Source organism: Pseudomonas sp. 2957 (assembly GCF_031456345.1).
Classification (GTDB): Bacteria; Pseudomonadota; Gammaproteobacteria; order Pseudomonadales; family Pseudomonadaceae; genus Aquipseudomonas; species Aquipseudomonas siliginis.
The window spans coordinates 402,799-418,187 of sequence record NZ_JAVDUL010000005.1 but is presented as its reverse complement, the minus strand read 5'-3'; the positions used below and the strand labels follow the sequence as shown (position 1 = coordinate 418,187).

Annotated in this window: 11 protein-coding genes and 1 pseudogene; 9 read left to right on the top strand and 3 right to left on the bottom strand. The window is 61.6% G+C overall.

The window, feature by feature from the left end:
• The first annotated feature begins 186 nt into the window (after positions 1 to 186).
• The 4 genes from J2Y39_RS20055 (at position 187) to J2Y39_RS20040 (ending at position 7,037) form a co-directional block, all read left to right on the top strand.
• Entirely contained in the window at positions 187 to 3,768 is a 3,582-nt protein-coding gene (locus J2Y39_RS20055) for a DUF2339 domain-containing protein (protein ID WP_310219338.1), read from the top strand.
• Positions 3,765 to 5,129, top strand: a complete 1,365-nt coding sequence (locus tag J2Y39_RS20050; protein ID WP_310219337.1) for a DUF3999 domain-containing protein — start codon at positions 3,765 to 3,767, stop codon at positions 5,127 to 5,129. Before J2Y39_RS20055 ends, J2Y39_RS20050 begins: the two co-directional genes overlap by 4 nt.
• A 291-nt stretch (positions 5,130 to 5,420) precedes the next feature.
• The gene (locus J2Y39_RS20045) at positions 5,421 to 6,431 is read left to right on the top strand and encodes a class 1 fructose-bisphosphatase (protein WP_016772098.1); all 1,011 of its coding nucleotides are present in this window, start codon (positions 5,421 to 5,423) and stop codon (positions 6,429 to 6,431) included.
• Between the two features lie 3 nt (positions 6,432 to 6,434).
• Positions 6,435 to 7,037, top strand: a complete 603-nt coding sequence (locus J2Y39_RS20040; protein WP_252883024.1) for a DUF924 family protein — start codon at positions 6,435 to 6,437, stop codon at positions 7,035 to 7,037.
• Between the two features lie 107 nt (positions 7,038 to 7,144).
• Here the strand turns inward: J2Y39_RS20040 and J2Y39_RS26595 are convergent, their stop codons facing one another.
• Both J2Y39_RS26595 and J2Y39_RS26590 read right to left on the bottom strand, forming a co-directional pair.
• Complete coding sequence (locus tag J2Y39_RS26595; protein ID WP_371915145.1) at positions 7,145 to 7,909, bottom strand: methyl-accepting chemotaxis protein; 765 nt, start codon at positions 7,907 to 7,909, stop codon at positions 7,145 to 7,147.
• Between the two features lie 93 nt (positions 7,910 to 8,002).
• Positions 8,003 to 9,025, bottom strand: a pseudogene (locus tag J2Y39_RS26590) (cache domain-containing protein); the annotation flags it as partial.
• 294 nt (positions 9,026 to 9,319) lie between these two features.
• Here J2Y39_RS26590 and J2Y39_RS20030 point away from each other — a divergent pair.
• Both J2Y39_RS20030 and J2Y39_RS20025 read left to right on the top strand, forming a co-directional pair.
• The gene (locus J2Y39_RS20030) at positions 9,320 to 9,574 is read left to right on the top strand and encodes a hypothetical protein (RefSeq protein WP_016772095.1); all 255 of its coding nucleotides are present in this window, start codon (positions 9,320 to 9,322) and stop codon (positions 9,572 to 9,574) included.
• 29 nt (positions 9,575 to 9,603) lie between these two features.
• Complete coding sequence (locus J2Y39_RS20025) at positions 9,604 to 10,173, top strand: lipocalin family protein (protein WP_016772094.1); 570 nt, start codon at positions 9,604 to 9,606, stop codon at positions 10,171 to 10,173.
• A gap of 121 nt (positions 10,174 to 10,294) precedes the next feature.
• Here J2Y39_RS20025 and J2Y39_RS20020 read toward each other — a convergent pair whose 3' ends face one another.
• Positions 10,295 to 11,659, bottom strand: coding sequence for a formimidoylglutamate deiminase (locus J2Y39_RS20020; RefSeq protein WP_310219334.1), 1,365 nt, complete (start codon positions 11,657 to 11,659; stop codon positions 10,295 to 10,297).
• Between the two features lie 146 nt (positions 11,660 to 11,805).
• Between J2Y39_RS20020 and hutC the strand changes: the two genes are divergently transcribed.
• From hutC to hutU, 3 genes are all read left to right on the top strand, one after another.
• Positions 11,806 to 12,516, top strand: coding sequence for a histidine utilization repressor (gene hutC, locus J2Y39_RS20015; protein ID WP_162803449.1), 711 nt, complete (start codon positions 11,806 to 11,808; stop codon positions 12,514 to 12,516).
• Entirely contained in the window at positions 12,513 to 13,085 is a 573-nt protein-coding gene (locus J2Y39_RS20010; RefSeq protein WP_310219332.1) for a HutD family protein, read from the top strand. Before hutC ends, J2Y39_RS20010 begins: the two co-directional genes overlap by 4 nt.
• Positions 13,086 to 13,557: 472 nt before the next feature.
• A complete protein-coding gene (hutU, locus tag J2Y39_RS20005) occupies positions 13,558 to 15,246 on the top strand; it encodes a urocanate hydratase (RefSeq protein WP_310219330.1) in 1,689 nt (562 codons plus the stop codon).
• The last annotated feature ends 143 nt before the right edge of the window (positions 15,247 to 15,389 follow it).

The window sequence follows — 15,389 nt, the reverse complement described above, 5'->3', positions numbered from 1 at the left end:
TTAAAAGGCATCAATCACCGCCGTACCCTGTGGGAGCGAGCCTGCTCGCGAAGCGATCGTCGACTTAAACAGAAATGTTGGCTGACAATCCGCCTTCGCGAGCAGGCTCGCTCCCACACGGTTTGTGCCTAGACTGAAGCCATCGCCGGACTCGCCCCGCCCCGGGGCTGCTTAGGGATATCGACCATGCAATGGATGTTCATGTTGATCGGGCTGGTGCTCGGTGGACTGCTCGACGAGTCATTCAGCGGCGCGCTGTTGGGTGCGCTGCTGGGGCTGGTCATCGGCCAGGCGCTACGCATTGCGCGCCTCGGCTCGCAGGCGGCGGAGCAACAGCGTCAACTCGAGCAGGTGCGCGAAGCCTTGCAAGGCGTGGCCCAGCGGCTGTTTGTGCTGGAGGGTTCGCCCTCGCATACGCCCGCGCCGCCACCTGAAGCCGAGCCAGTCGCCGCACCCGTCGACGTGGCTGAGCAGGCTGCCCCGACCCTTGAACTGATCTGGGAACTGCCCCCCGAACTCGAACCGGTCTCCGCCGTCGCCCGCGAAACCAGCCAGCCGCTGCCGGCCGATGCCTGGCGCGCCGAACCGGCTCCCGTTGCACCACCGCAAAAAACCGCCGAACCCCGTGGCCCGAACCTGATCGAACGCGGCATCAGCGCTGCACGCAACTGGCTGTTTGGCGGCAACACCGTGCTGCGCGTCGGTGTGGTGCTGCTGTTTTTCGGTCTGGCATTTTTACTGCGTTACGCCACCGAAGGCATGGTGGTGCCGATCGAGTTGCGTTACGCCGGTGTTGCGGCAGCGGCGTTCGCCTTGCTTGCGCTGGGCTGGTGGCTGCGCCGACGCAACAGCAACTATGCGTTGATGCTGCAAGGCACCGGAATCGCGGTGTTGTACCTGACGGTGTTTGCGGCGATGCGTCTGCATCCGTTGCTTGATCCGTCCGCTGCACTCGGTTTGCTGGTCGCGGTGACGGTGTTCTCGGCCATTCTGGCGATCACTCAGGATGCACTGGGGTTGGCCGCAGCGGCAGCGTTGGGCGGTTTCGCCGCGCCGATTTTGACTTCTACCGGCGAAGGCAATCACGTCGCACTGTTCAGTTATTTCGCCTTGCTCAACGCCGGCATTCTCTCCATCGCCTGGTTCAAGGCCTGGCGCCTGCTCAACCTGATCGGTTTTGTCGGGACCTTCGGTATCGGTTTCGCCTGGGGTCTGCGTTCCTACACCCCGGAACTGCTGTGGAGCACCGAGCCGTTTCTGATTGTGTTTTTCCTTATGTACCTCGCCATCGGCCTGCTGTTCGCCCGGCGCAAATTGCGCGAGATGGCGGATGCCCCGCCGGACGCTGACCGCGAGGCGTTGCTGCAATGGTCGGCCCGCAAGGGCGATTACGTCGACGGCACCATGCTGTTCGGCCCGCCGATCATTGGCTTCGGTCTGCAGTTTGCGCTGGTGCAGCATCTCGAATTCGCGGCGGCGTTCAGTGCTCTGGCGCTGGGCATGATCTATATGGCACTGGCCAAAGTTTTGATGGGCGGGCGGGCGATGCTGCTGGGCGAAACCTGCCTGGCGCTGGGGGTGATTTTTGCCAGCCTGGCGATTCCGCTGGGGCTCGATGCGCGCTGGACGTCTGCGGCGTGGGCCGTGGAAGGCGCGGGGATTTTCTGGCTCGGCTTGCGTCAGCATCGACCGTTTGCCCGGGCCTTTGCCTTACTGCTGCAACTGGGTTCGGCACTGGCGTTTCTCAGCCAGCTGCAACTCGGCGAGAGCAGCCTGCTCGACGGCGCACCGCTGGGCGCGCTGATGCTTGGCGCCGCGCTGCTGTTCAGTTTCTTCCAACTGCGCAAGGCTACGCCCGAGCAAACATTGCCGTGGGAAAGGCAAGGACTGCCAGTGCTGGCGTGTCTGGGCCTGACGTTCCTGTATCTGCTGGCACCGTTGTTCCTGTTCATCCAGGGCACGGCGATCAGTTGGGCCTTGGCCGGGTTGGCGACTTTGTTCGTGGGGCTGCGGATTCAATCACGCACATTCCTGTTTACCGCGTTTGCCGTGCAGTTGCTGGGCGGCGCGTTGTTCCTGCTGCGCCTGCAAACTGCCGGTGAAGATTCGGCGGCGGTGTTCAGCGCTGGCTGGAGCGGTTTGCTCAGTGCGTCCTTGATCGGACTGGCCTTGATTGGCGGCATGCTGCTCGCGGCTCGCGATGAGATGGTGCGCGGCGATGTGCGCCTGCTGCGCGGCTTGTCGGTGGTGCTGCTGGCCGGCTTGGTGCTGATCAATCTGGCGGTGCTGTTCGTGCTGCCGTGGCAAACCGCGAGTGCAGTGTGGGCGGCCAGCGGTTTGCTGATCATCTGGCTGAGCCTGTACCTGCAACAGCGTCTGAGTTTCGTTTTCGGGCTGCTGTTGCAGGTGGTCGGCGGCGCTGCGTTTCTGCTCGCCGGGCCTGAATGGCTCGGGCCGTTGTCTAGCGAAGAGTTGAAACCGTTGGCCCATGGCGGCTTCTGGACGCCACAGGTGCTGGGGCTGGCCGCGCTGATCGGCGCGTGGCGCTTGCAATTGGGCAACCATGCCACGGCTTTTGATGCCTTGAGTTTGCAGCGCTTGTCGCAAGTGCTGCTGGTCTGGGGCGCCGGTTGGTGGACGCTGGCGTGGGTCAGCGAGATCCTGCGATTCGCTTCGCCGAACCTGCAAGGCACATTGTTGCTGCTGGTCGCTGCGATCAGTGTTGCGCTGTGGACGCTGTTGTCGCTGCGTCTGAAATGGCCGGCGCTGGGGTTGCTCTGCACCTTACTGATTCCGGCGGCGGCGCTGGTTTTGCTCGGCGCTTGGCATTCGCGCTACCACCCGGCCGCCGACTTCGGCTGGCTGGCGTGGCCGGCGCTGTTCGCTGTGCACTTCTTCAGCCTGCGCCGCCTGGCTTCGATGTTGCCGGCGCGCGCATTGAGCGCGGCCCATGTGTTCGGTTGCTGGCTGTTGATTGGGGTGCTGGCGCTGGAGTTGCGTTACGGCCTGCTGTTGTTGTCTGAGCAGTACAACGCGTGGCGCTGGCTGGGCTGGGCGATTCTGCCGAGCCTCTATCTGTTGCTGATGGCTGCACCGCGCAACTGGCCGTGGCCGGTGGCCGCATTTGCTCGGGAGTACCGCTTGTATGCGGCGGCACCGCTGGCGGTGCTGATGCTGGCGTGGTTCTGGCTGGCCAATGGCGTCAGCGATGGCAATGCCGAACCATTGCCTTACGTGCCGCTGCTCAACCCATTGGAGCTGGGTCTGCTGTTTGCGCTGTTCGGCGTTTATGCCTGGTCGCGCAGCGCCGTCGCGCAGCTGTCGATCCGTCAGGATCATGCCGACAAGGCTACGCAACTGATCGCCGGTGTGTCGCTGTTTGCCTTCTGCACCGCACTGGTCACCCGCGCCGCGCATCACTGGGCCGGCATCCCGTTCGAGCTTGATCAACTGCTCGCGTCGATGCTGGTGCAGGCCGGCCTGTCGATCGTCTGGACGTTGATGGCGCTGGGGCTGATGATCGGCGGCCATCTGCGCCATCGCCGCGAAGTCTGGCTGATCGGCGCGGCGCTGATCGCGCTGGTGGTGGCCAAGCTGATTTTTGTCGAACTGAGCAACCGTGGCGGCCTCGCCCGGATCGTCTCGTTTATCGGCGTTGGCATGTTGCTGCTGGTGGTCGGCTACTTTGCGCCGCTGCCACCCAAACGCGTCGAGGCTGAACCGGCGGCGGACAAACCCGCGCCGGAAACCGAAGGAGTTGCATCTTGAGTCGCATGCTGAATCTGGGTTGGTTGGCGCTGGGCGTGGTGATGGTCGCTGGCGCTCAGGAAAAACCGGCGGACTTCGCCACGCAGTTGCCGTTGACGGTGAGCGGCAATGGCCCGTGGTATCGCCTCGACCTGCCGCTGAGCGCGCAATTGCAGGCGCGCCAGACCGATCTCAGCGACCTGCGTGTGTTCAACGCCGCCGGCGAAGCGCAGGCCTACGCCTTGGCTCGCGAATCGGCGCAGACCCGCGACGACGGCAAGCTGCACGAGGTCAAATGGTTCCCGCTGTACAACGCCGCCGACGCCAGCGAGCGCGCGCCGAATGTGCGCGTGCAGTCGACCACCAACGGCACCCTGGTCGAAGTGCAACCGTCCTCGCAACTGGAGGCGGGCGAAGAAGTGCTGCGCGGCTGGCTGCTCGATGCCAGTGCGATCAAGGCACCGTTGCAGCAGTTGATCCTCGACTGGACCAGCGAGCGCGACGGTTTCCAGCGTTTCAGCATCGAGGCCAGCGACGATCTGCAGCACTGGCAGTCATGGGGCGAGGGCCAGGTGGCACGGCTGACCTTTTCCGATGAGCGCATCGAACAGCACGAAGTGACCCTGCCGGGGCAGACCGCGCGCTATGTGCGCCTGCTGTGGGAGTCGCCGGGTTCGGCGCCCGTCCTGACTTCGGCGCAATTGAAAAGCAGCGACCCGCGCAACCTGCCGCTGCCTTTGGTCTGGTCGCCCAGCGTGGCCGGCAGCAGCACCAAGTCCGGGGAATACATCTGGCAGTTGCCGATGGGGCTGAATGTCGAGCGGGTGCAGATCGAGCTGAAACAGCCGAACAGTCTGGCGCCAGTCACGTTGGCCGGCCGGCGCGAGAGCAGCTTGCCATGGCAGCCACTGAGCAGTGGTTTGCTGTATCGCCTGAGCCAGAACAATCAGGACGTGGTGCAGAACGAAATCCCGCTGTCCGGGCAGACCGTGCAGCAACTCAAGCTGACCGTGGATGAGCGCGGTGGCGGGTTGGGTGAGCAGGTGCCGGACCTGAAATACGCGGTGCGCGCCACGCAGGTGATCTTCCTCGCCCGGGGCGAAGGGCCGTACAGCCTGGCCTTGGGCAATGCCACGGTGAAAACGGCGAACCTGCCGCTGGCAACGTTGATTCCGGATTTCAAGCCAGAAAAGCTGGCGAGCCTGGGCAAGGCGACGGTGCAGGACGAAGCGAAGGCCACGCAAACCTCAACGGCGACGACGGCTGCGGTGGCCGGGACCAACTGGAAGAAGTTCGGCTTGTGGGCGGTGTTGCTGCTTAGTGTGGTGTTTCTCGGGGCAATGGCGTTCAGCCTGTTGCGCAAGCCGCCAGCCAATACCTGAGCATGGCGGCGCTTTGCGCCATTCGCGAGCAGGCTCGCTCCCACAGGGCAATGCATTCCATTGTGGGAGCGAGCCTGCTCGCGAAGGCGCCCGGGCAAACACTGAAAATCTTCAATCGCTCATGCCGAACCGAACTACGCTGAATCCGACACCTGAACTCTCCACCAACAATCACGTCTCATACAGGCAAATACACCCAGGCGCACGTTAGCCGGCGTCTTCGCTCGCTAGGTTTTCAGACTCCCTGTAAACTGCGCGGGTTTTCCGCCCCCCATTCCACCGGAGCCGTCCATGTCCCGCGTTACCTTGAGTCGCTATTTGATTGAGCAGACCCGCAGCAACAACACTCCTGCCGATCTGCGCTTTTTGATCGAAGTGGTGGCGCGTGCCTGCAAGGAGATCAGCCACGCCGTGTCCAAAGGCGCCCTGGGTGGTGTTCTGGGCAGCATGGGCACCGAGAACGTGCAAGGCGAAGTGCAGAAGAAGCTCGACGTGATCTCTAACGAGATCCTGCTCGAAGCCAACGAATGGGGCGGTCACCTGGCCGGCATGGCGTCCGAAGAAATGGACAACGCCTACCAGATCCCGGGCAAATACCCGAAAGGCGCATACCTGCTGGTCTTCGACCCACTGGACGGCTCGTCGAACATCGACATCAACGCCCCGGTCGGCACGATCTTCTCGGTATTGCGTTGCCCGAACGAATACCTGAGCCAGAACGAGCCGCTGAACGAAAAAGCCTTCCTGCAGCCAGGCACCCAGCAAGTGGCCGCCGGTTACGCCATCTACGGCCCGCAGACCATGCTGGTGCTGACCCTGGGCGACGGCGTCAAAGGCTTCACCCTGGACCGCGAAATGGGCAGCTTCGTACTGACTCACGAAGACATCACCATCCCGGAAACCACCCAGGAATTCGCCATCAACATGTCCAACCAGCGCCACTGGGAAGCCCCGGTACAGCGCTATGTCGGCGAGCTGCTGGCCGGTGAAGAAGGTCCGTTGAAGAAGAATTACAACATGCGCTGGGTCGCGGCAATGGTCGCTGACGTCCACCGCATCCTGACCCGCGGCGGTCTGTTCATGTACCCGCGCGACAGCCGCGAGCCGTCGAAGCCGGGCAAGCTGCGCCTGATGTACGAAGCCAACCCGATGTCGTTCCTCGTCGAACAAGCCGGCGGCGCGTCCACCGACGGTCACCAGCGCATTCTCGACATCCAGCCGGAAGGCCTGCACCAGCGCGTTGCAGTGTTCCTCGGTTCGAAAGAAGAAGTCGCCCGCGCCACGGCCTACCACAAGGAATAAACCATGCACGCGCCCTGGCAGCCGTTGCTCGACTGGTGGTTCGGACACGCCGAATCAGCCAACGAAGTGGCGGCCGAAAAGGGCAAGTTGTGGTTCGGCAAGCGAAACAGCCAGGACCTCGAAGCGCAGACGCGTTTCGGGGTCTTTGTCGATCAGGCCCTGGCCGGCGAATTGACTGAGTGGACGCAATGTCCCGAAGGCTGGCTGGCGGTAGTGCTGCTGCTCGATCAGCTGCCGCGCATGATCTATCGCGACACTCCCAAAGCCTTTTCCGGTGATCTGCGCGCTCAGAAGCTCGTCGCTCAAGGCATTGCAGCGGATTTCGATCGGCAGTTGAAACCGATTCAGCGTGTGTTCATTTATCTGGTGTTCGAGCACTGCGAAAACCTCGCGGTGCAGAACGAAGCCGTTTCCAGATTTATTGAATTGGTGGCTGAACAGCCAGAGTCGGAGCGGGCGGTGTTTGCCGATAACCTGGACTATGCCGAGCGGCATCGGAAGGTGATTGCCCGGTTTGGCCGGTTTCCGCATCGCAATGCGGTGTTGGGGCGGGAGTCTACGTCTGAGGAATTGGAGTTCCTGTCCAGGCCCGGCTCAAGATTCTGAATCTTCAGTGCGGCTTATGCCGCTTTCGCGAGCAGGCTCGCTCCCACAATTGAAATGCATTCCACTGTGGGAGCGAGCCTGCTCGCGAAGAGGCCTGAGGCTGCAGCTTAGATCCTGAAGCTGCCGACCAGATGCTTCAACCGCGCCGCCTGCTGCTCAAGGTCCGAACACGCGCGCAACGTCGCCTGCAAGTTTTCCACGCCTTCCTGATTCAGCGTGTTGATCTCGTTGATATCAACGTTGATCGACTCGACCACAGCAGTCTGCTCTTCAGTCGCGGTGGCCACCGACTGGTTCATGCCGTCGATTTCGCCGATGCGCTGGGTCACGCTGCCCAGACGCTCGCCGGCCTGGTTGGCGATGCCGACGCTGCTTTCGCTCTCGCGTTGGCTCTCGGTCATGATGCTCACCGCCTGGCGTGCGCCGACCTGCAGCTCTTCGATCATCTTCTGCACTTGCTGCGCCGAATCCTGGGTGCGGTGCGCGAGGTTGCGCACCTCGTCGGCGACCACGGCGAAACCGCGTCCGGCCTCACCGGCACGCGCGGCTTCAATGGCGGCGTTGAGTGCGAGCAGGTTGGTCTGCTGGGAAATGCTGGTGATCACTTCGAGAATCTGGCCGATGTTCACCGTGTTGCTGTTCAGCGTTTCGATATTGCCGCAGGAATCGCTGATCTTCGCCGACAGTTGTTGCATGGCGTGGATGGTTTTATCCACCACCTGCTGGCCGTCGACCGCGAGGCTGCGCGCATCGCTGGAATGCTGCGAGGCGAGCGCGGCGTTCTGGGCGATTTCCTGGGCGGCGGCGCCGAGCTGATTGATCGCGGCGGCGACGCTGTTGGTGCGGCTGGCCTGCTGGTCGGAGTTGTACATCGACGAGTTCGAGGCAGCGACCACACGCAGGGCGACTTCGTTGACCTGGCCGGTGGCCGAGGACACTTCGCGGATCGACGTATGAATGCGTTCGACGAAGCGGTTGAACGACGTACCCAGCGCGCCGAATTCATCATTGCCGTGAATCACCAGACGTTTGGTCAGATCGCCTTCGCCTTCAGCGATGTCATGCATCGCACGGCCCATGGTCAGCAGCGGTTGCATCAGCACGCGAATCAGCATGCCGAGCAGGCCGATGATGATCAACACGGCGATGACCATGGCGATCAGTGCCGAGGTGCGGAATTCGCTGAGCATCGAGAACGCGGTGTCTTTGTCGAGCACCAGCGCCACGTACCAGTCAGCCGATGGCACGCCGTTGACGTGGGTGAATGAGATCAACTGGGTCTTGCCGTCGAACTCGACTTCTTTCAGGCCCGGGCTGACTTTGGGCGCACCGTTCGGATAAGCCTCGGCCAGTGTTTTGAGCACCAGCTTGCTGTCCGGGTGAATCAGGATTTTCCCTTCGGCGCTGACAATAAATGCATGACCGTGGCCGCCGAAGTTCAGCGAGTTGATGATCGCGCTGACGCTGGTCAGATCGATGTCGGCACCGGCGACGCCGAGCATTTGGCCCTGACGCTGCACCGGGGTGGCGACGGTGATCACCAGTTTGCCCGACGAAGCGGCAATGTACGGTTCGGTGACGATGGTCTGCTGCGCGCTGTTGGCCGCTTTGTACCAGCCGCGCGCGCGTGGATCGTAGTCCGGCGCACGGTTGCCGGCCGGCACCGAGAACATCACGCCGTCGGCACCGCCAAAATAGCTGAGCTGGAAATTGCCGGTGTAGGCGGGCAGGTCGATGATGCGCTTGAGGCTGGCGGGCGCGTTGCCGTCGACGGCGACTTGCTGCGACAGCGATTGCAGCAGTTGAATGCGACTTTCCAGCCAGGTCTGGATGTTGCTGGTGGTCAGGCTACCCAGTTCCTGCATGGTCGCTTCGGTGCTGCTGCTCAATGCCTGACGCTGGCGATAGTCGTTGAAGAGGATGAAACAGGCGAACGCAACGGCCACCACAAGGGCAGCAGCCAGCAAAATCTTGTGGCTGAATTTCATGTTTCTGGTCATCGAATGAACTACCGCGAAGGGGCTGGTCAGGAAAGGGCGGCAATTTGCCATATTCGGCAGCGTTGCGCTGCTCTTATTTTCGACCGCGCCGCGCCAAAGATTAGGCGTTTGCAGGGAAAGTCGACGAAATGCTCGACGGCTTCACAAAGTTTTTGATTTACCGACAAAAGCCGGACGGGCGGGCTGATAAATAGGCGTTCGGTCACGGAACCAGATGACACTTTTCTCTTCTAAGCTTCTGGTTGGCACCATGCCATCCCCCCTCGTTCCAGGAGTTTCACCATGTCGCTGCGATCTATCGCCCTGCTGTCGTTTTGCGTGCTGTTGGCCGCATGCAGCAAGGTCAATCAGGAAAACTACTCCAAGCTCTCGGCCGGCATGGCCAAGTCCGAAGTGGAAACCCTTCTCGGCAAGCCCACCGATTGCTCGGGCGCGCTCGGTATGTCCAGCTGCACCTGGGGCGACAAGAACAGCTTTATCAGCGTGCAATACGCCGGTGACAAAGTGCTGATGTTTTCCGGCCAAGGCCTGAAGTAAACCGGGGCTTCGCGCCCACGGAGAAAAAAATGAAGCGGTTATTGCTGATCCTTTTTGCTGGCCTGGTACTGGCTGGCTGCGCCACTTCCGGCGTCGACCCGTTGGCGCCCAAGACCGTCAACAGCGTCAATCTCAAGCGTTATCAGGGCACCTGGTATGAACTGGCACGCTTGCCGATGTACTTCCAGCGCCACTGCGCGCAATCCGAAGCCCATTACACCCTCAAGCCTGACGGTAATGTCGGCGTGCTCAACCGTTGCCTGACCCCGGAGTGGCAGTGGGAAGAAGCCAAGGGCACGGCTTATCCACAAGTGCCGGGCAAGACCGACAAGCTCTGGGTCGAATTCGATAACTGGTTCTCGCGCCTGGTGCCGGGTGTGGCGAAGGGCGAGTACTGGGTGTTGTATGTCAGCGACGATTACAAGACCGCCATCGTCGGCGATCCGAGTCGCAAGTACTTGTGGCTGCTGTCACGCACACCGACCGTCAACGGTGTAGTGCGGGAAGAATTGCTGAGCAAGGCGCGTCAGCAGGGTTACGACACCACACGCCTGATCTGGCGGGCGTCGGATCGGCAGATGGCCAAGACCTCCAATTAAGCCGCTATACAAATCAAATGTGGGAGCGAGCCTGCTCGCGAAGAGGGTGTATCAGTCGACATGAATATTGACTGATACACCGCGTTCGCGAGCAGGCTCGCTCCCACAGTTTGGTTTTGGGTCAGCCCAAGAGATCGCGCAGGACCTGGGTGAAGGCTCGGGCGCTTTCCTCTTCGCCAGCATGCCGGCCATCGCGCACCACCCATTGACCATTGACCAGCACATCGCGCACCTGGCGATCGCCGCCGGCGAACAACCAGCGATTGAGAATCCCGTCGCCAATGGCCGTCGCCAGATACGGATCGTTGCCATCGAGGACAATCCAGTCCGCGCGCTTGCCCACTTTCAGCGCACCAATCGGTTGCCCCAACGCTTGCGCGCCGCCGTCCAGCGCGGCGTCATATAGTGTGCGACCGACCATCGGCTGCTGCGCGCCATACAAGCGATTGCGCCGCTGATCACGCAAGCGCTGGCCATATTCCAGCCAGCGCAATTCTTCCACCACGCTCAGCGACACATGGCTGTCGGAGCCAATGCCCATGCGCCCGCCCTGGGCAAGAAAGTCCACCGCCGGAAAAATTCCGTCGCCCAGATTCGCTTCAGTGGTCAGGCACAGCCCGGCGATCGCGCGACTGTTGGCCATTAGCGTGATTTCTTGCGGATTGGCGTGAGTGGCGTGGACCAGACACCAGCGCTGATCGACTTCAGTGTTCTCGTAAAGCCATTGCAACGGACGACGACCGCTCCAGCTCAGGCAGTCGTCGACTTCCTTTTGCTGTTCGGCGATGTGTATGTGCACCGGGCATTGTTTGTCACTGGCCGCCAACACTTCGCTGATTTGTTGTGGCGTCACCGCCCGCAGCGAGTGGAAACACAGGCCCAGCGATTGCGCCTTTTGCTGCGCCAGTAATGGCTGCAACCGCGCTTGCAGATTCAGATAGTTTTCAGTGCTGTTGATAAAGCGACGCTGGCCATCGTTTGGCGTCTGCCCGCCGAATCCGGAATGACTGTAGAGCACTGGCAGCAGGGTCAGACCGATGCCGCTTTCGCTGGCGGCCTGGCTGATACGCAAAGCCAGTTCGGCAGGATCGGCATACGGCTGGCCGTTGCTGTCGTGGTGCACGTAGTGAAATTCGGCGACCGAGGTGTAACCGGCCTTGAGCATTTCGATGTACAGCTGACGGGCGATGATGCCGAGCTGATCCGGGTTGATTTTTCCGACGAGGCGATACATCAGATCGCGCCAGGTCCAGAAACTGTCGTTGGGGTTGCCGGCCACTTCGGCCAGTCCAGCCATGGCACGCTGGAAGGCGTGGGAGTGCAGATTTGGCATCCCCGGCAGTAACGGCCCGCGCAGCCGCTCGGCTTCGTCTGCGCTGGAATCGGCCTGGATTCGGGTCAGCAGGCCATCGGCGCTGACCTCGAGACGTACATTGTTGGCCCATCCGTTAGGCAGCAGTGCGCGTTCGGCAAAGAAGGCGGACATCGTTCGGCACCCCATCGTGTGTTATTTGTATATACATATACAGACGTTTGCCTGCCCGGTAAACTCCGGCAAGCTAGTCACTTTCATCCAATGAACAGGGATCAACCGTGCCGACTCCGCCTCCAGTTTCTCCGTTGGCCGCGAACATGGGCGACAGTCCGGCGCCCTTGTACGCCCGCGTCAAACAGATGATCACCCAGCAGATCGACAGCGGTAATTGGCCGCCGCACTACCGCGTGCCTTCCGAAAGCGAGCTGGTCAGCCAGCTCGGCTTCAGCCGCATGACCATCAACCGCGCCCTGCGCGAGATGACCGCCGACGGCCTGCTGGTGCGCATGCAAGGCGTGGGCACGTTTGTCGCCGAACCGAAGAGCCAGTCCGCGCTGTTCGAAGTGCACAACATTGCCGACGAAATCGCCTCGCGCGGGCATCGCCACACTTGCCAGGTCATCACCCTCGAAGAAGAGGCCGCCGGTTCCGAACGCGCGCTGGCGCTGGATATGCGCGAAGGCCAGAAGGTCTTCCACTCGCTGATCGTGCACTACGAAAACGACATTCCGGTGCAAATCGAAGACCGTTTCGTCAACGCTTTGGTCGCCCCGGAATACCTCAAGCAGGATTTCACTCTGCAAACGCCCTACGCCTATCTCAACCAGGTCGCGCCGCTGACCGAGGGCGAGCACGTGGTCGAAGCCATCCTTGCCGAGCCGTCGGAGTGCAAGTTGCTGCAGATCGAAAAGGGTGAACCGTGCCTGCTGATTCGTCGGCGTACGTGGTCGGGGCGTCAACCGGTGACGGCGGCACGTTTGATCCACCCCGGTTCCCGCCATCGTCTGGAAGGGCGCTTTCATAAATGAATTATCAAGTGAAGGTTCTACGCGCCGAAGGCTACCCGCGCATGCCGTGGAAAAACGGCGGCGGCAGCACCGAGGAAATCACCCGTGATGCCGGCGCTGGCCTGGACGGTTTCGGCTGGCGCCTGTCAATTGCCGACATCACCGAATCGGGCGGTTTCTCGACATTCGCCGGTTACCAGCGAGTGATCACCGTGTTGCAGGGCGACGGCATGACCCTGTGCGTCGACGGTGACGCTACCCGTCCACTGTTACCCTTGGACCCGTTTGCTTTCAGCGGCGAAAGTCAGGTGTCCTGCACCTTGCTCGGCGGTGCGATTCGCGACTTCAATCTGATCTACGCGCCGCAACGTTACAGCGCGCGGTTGCAGTGGTTGGCCGGCGAGCAGCGGTTCTTCAGCTCGGCATCGACGCTGCTGGTGTTCAGTGTCAGTGAGCTGATGGACGTGCGTGTTGGCGACGGCGTTTCACAGCTCGGTCGGCATGATTGCCTGCAACTGGACGGTAACAGTGGGCTGGTCGAAGTCTCCACCCATGGCGCTTGCTGCATAGTCGAACTTCTCCAAAACTGACCCCTGTGGCGAGGGGATTTATCCCCGCTGGGTCGCGAAGCGGCCCCATTCCTGATTAAAAAAAGCGGTCTGCTGCGCAGCCCAGCGGGGATAAATCCCCTCGCCACCAAAGCCATCCCCACTCTTGTTTCCCTTCCGCGCACCAACTTGTTACCGAACGCCCCAGCGTGGCGCAAAACCACGCTGTCGTAGCCAATCCCAACCTCCCCAAAATAACTGCGAAGAAAATTTCATTCACGCCAGAACCCTCGATTCAGGCGCTCTCCAGCCCTACCCCTGATTTTTCCTGAACACTCATCCATCAAGTTGGCCGCTTGATTGCATATGCTTGTATGTACAAGTAAAGACGTATGCGTATGAGTCGGTCGAGACTCTCCGCAGCGTCCACTGATTCGCTTGTCGCGCAGCACAGCGCGCAGGCTGCGGCCCACTGCCAGGGTTGGTTTGAATTGATCGCTGAGGAGTCTTTTTCGTGACTGACAATACCCAGAACAGCAACAAGTTTCGTGACGTGCAGATCCGCGCCGCACGCGGTAACACGCTGACCGCCAAGAGCTGGCTGACCGAAGCACCGCTGCGCATGTTGATGAACAACCTCGACCCGGAAGTCGCCGAGAACCCGAAAGAGTTGGTGGTCTATGGTGGCATCGGCCGCGCTGCGCGCAACTGGGAGTGCTACGACAAGATCGTCGAGAGCCTGACCAACCTGAATGACGACGAAACCCTGCTGGTGCAGTCGGGCAAGCCGGTCGGCGTATTCAAGACCCATAGCAACGCGCCGCGCGTGCTGATCGCCAACTCCAACCTGGTGCCGCACTGGGCGAGCTGGGAGCACTTCAACGAACTCGACGCCAAAGGCCTGGCCATGTACGGCCAGATGACCGCCGGCAGTTGGATCTACATCGGCAGCCAGGGCATCGTTCAGGGCACCTACGAAACCTTCGTCGAAGCCGGACGCCAGCATTACAACGCTGACCTCAAGGGCCGCTGGGTGCTCACCGCCGGCCTCGGTGGCATGGGCGGCGCACAACCGCTGGCCGCCACCCTGGCCGGTGCCTGCTCGCTGAACATCGAATGCCAGCAGGTCAGCATCGATTTCCGCCTGAAGAGCCGTTACGTCGATGAGCAAGCCAAAGACCTCGACGACGCACTGGCGCGCATCGACAAATACACCAAAGAAGGCAAAGCGATTTCCATCGCCCTGCTCGGTAACGCTGCCGAAATTCTCCCGGAACTGGTCAAGCGCGGCGTGCGCCCGGACATGGTCACCGACCAGACCAGCGCCCACGATCCGCTCAACGGTTACCTGCCGGCCGGCTGGAGCTGGGACGAATACCGCGCCCGCGCCATGACCGAACCAGCCGCTGTGATCAAAGCCGCGAAGCAGTCGATGGCTGTGCACGTCAAAGCCATGCTGGAGTTCCAGAAGCAGGGCATTCCGACCTTCGACTATGGCAACAACATCCGCCAGATGGCCCAAGAAGAAGGCGTCGAAAACGCTTTCGATTTCCCGGGCTTCGTGCCGGCCTACATCCGTCCGCTGTTCTGCCGTGGCATCGGCCCGTTCCGTTGGGCGGCGCTGTCGGGTGATCCACAGGACATCTACAAAACCGACGCCAAGGTCAAAGAGCTGATCCCGGACGACGCGCATTTGCACAACTGGCTGGACATGGCCCGCGAGCGCATCAGCTTCCAGGGTCTGCCGGCACGTATCTGCTGGGTCGGTCTGGGCCAGCGCGCCAAGCTCGGTCTGGCCTTCAACGAAATGGTTCGTAGCGGTGAGCTGTCGGCCCCCGTGGTGATCGGTCGCGATCACCTCGACTCCGGCTCGGTGGCCAGCCCCAACCGCGAAACCGAATCGATGCAGGACGGTTCCGACGCCGTCTCCGATTGGCCGTTGCTCAACGCGCTGCTGAACACCGCCAGCGGCGCGACCTGGGTGTCTTTGCACCACGGCGGCGGTGTCGGCATGGGCTTCTCGCAACATTCGGGGATGGTGATCGTCTGCGACGGTACCGATGAAGCCGCCGAGCGCATCGCTCGCGTGCTGCACAACGACCCGGCTACCGGCGTCATGCGTCATGCGGATGCCGGTTACCAGATCGCCATCGACTGCGCGAAAGAGCAGGGGCTGAATCTGCCGATGATCACTGGCGGGTAACACGCTCTGGTTTTATGTGGGAGCGAGCCTGCTCGCGAAGGCGTCGTGTCAGTCGCTACTGCTGTGCCTGATACACCGATTCGCGAGCAGGCTCGCTCCCACAGAGGAATTTCAGTGAACCCGAATAGCAATCCACAGAGGTT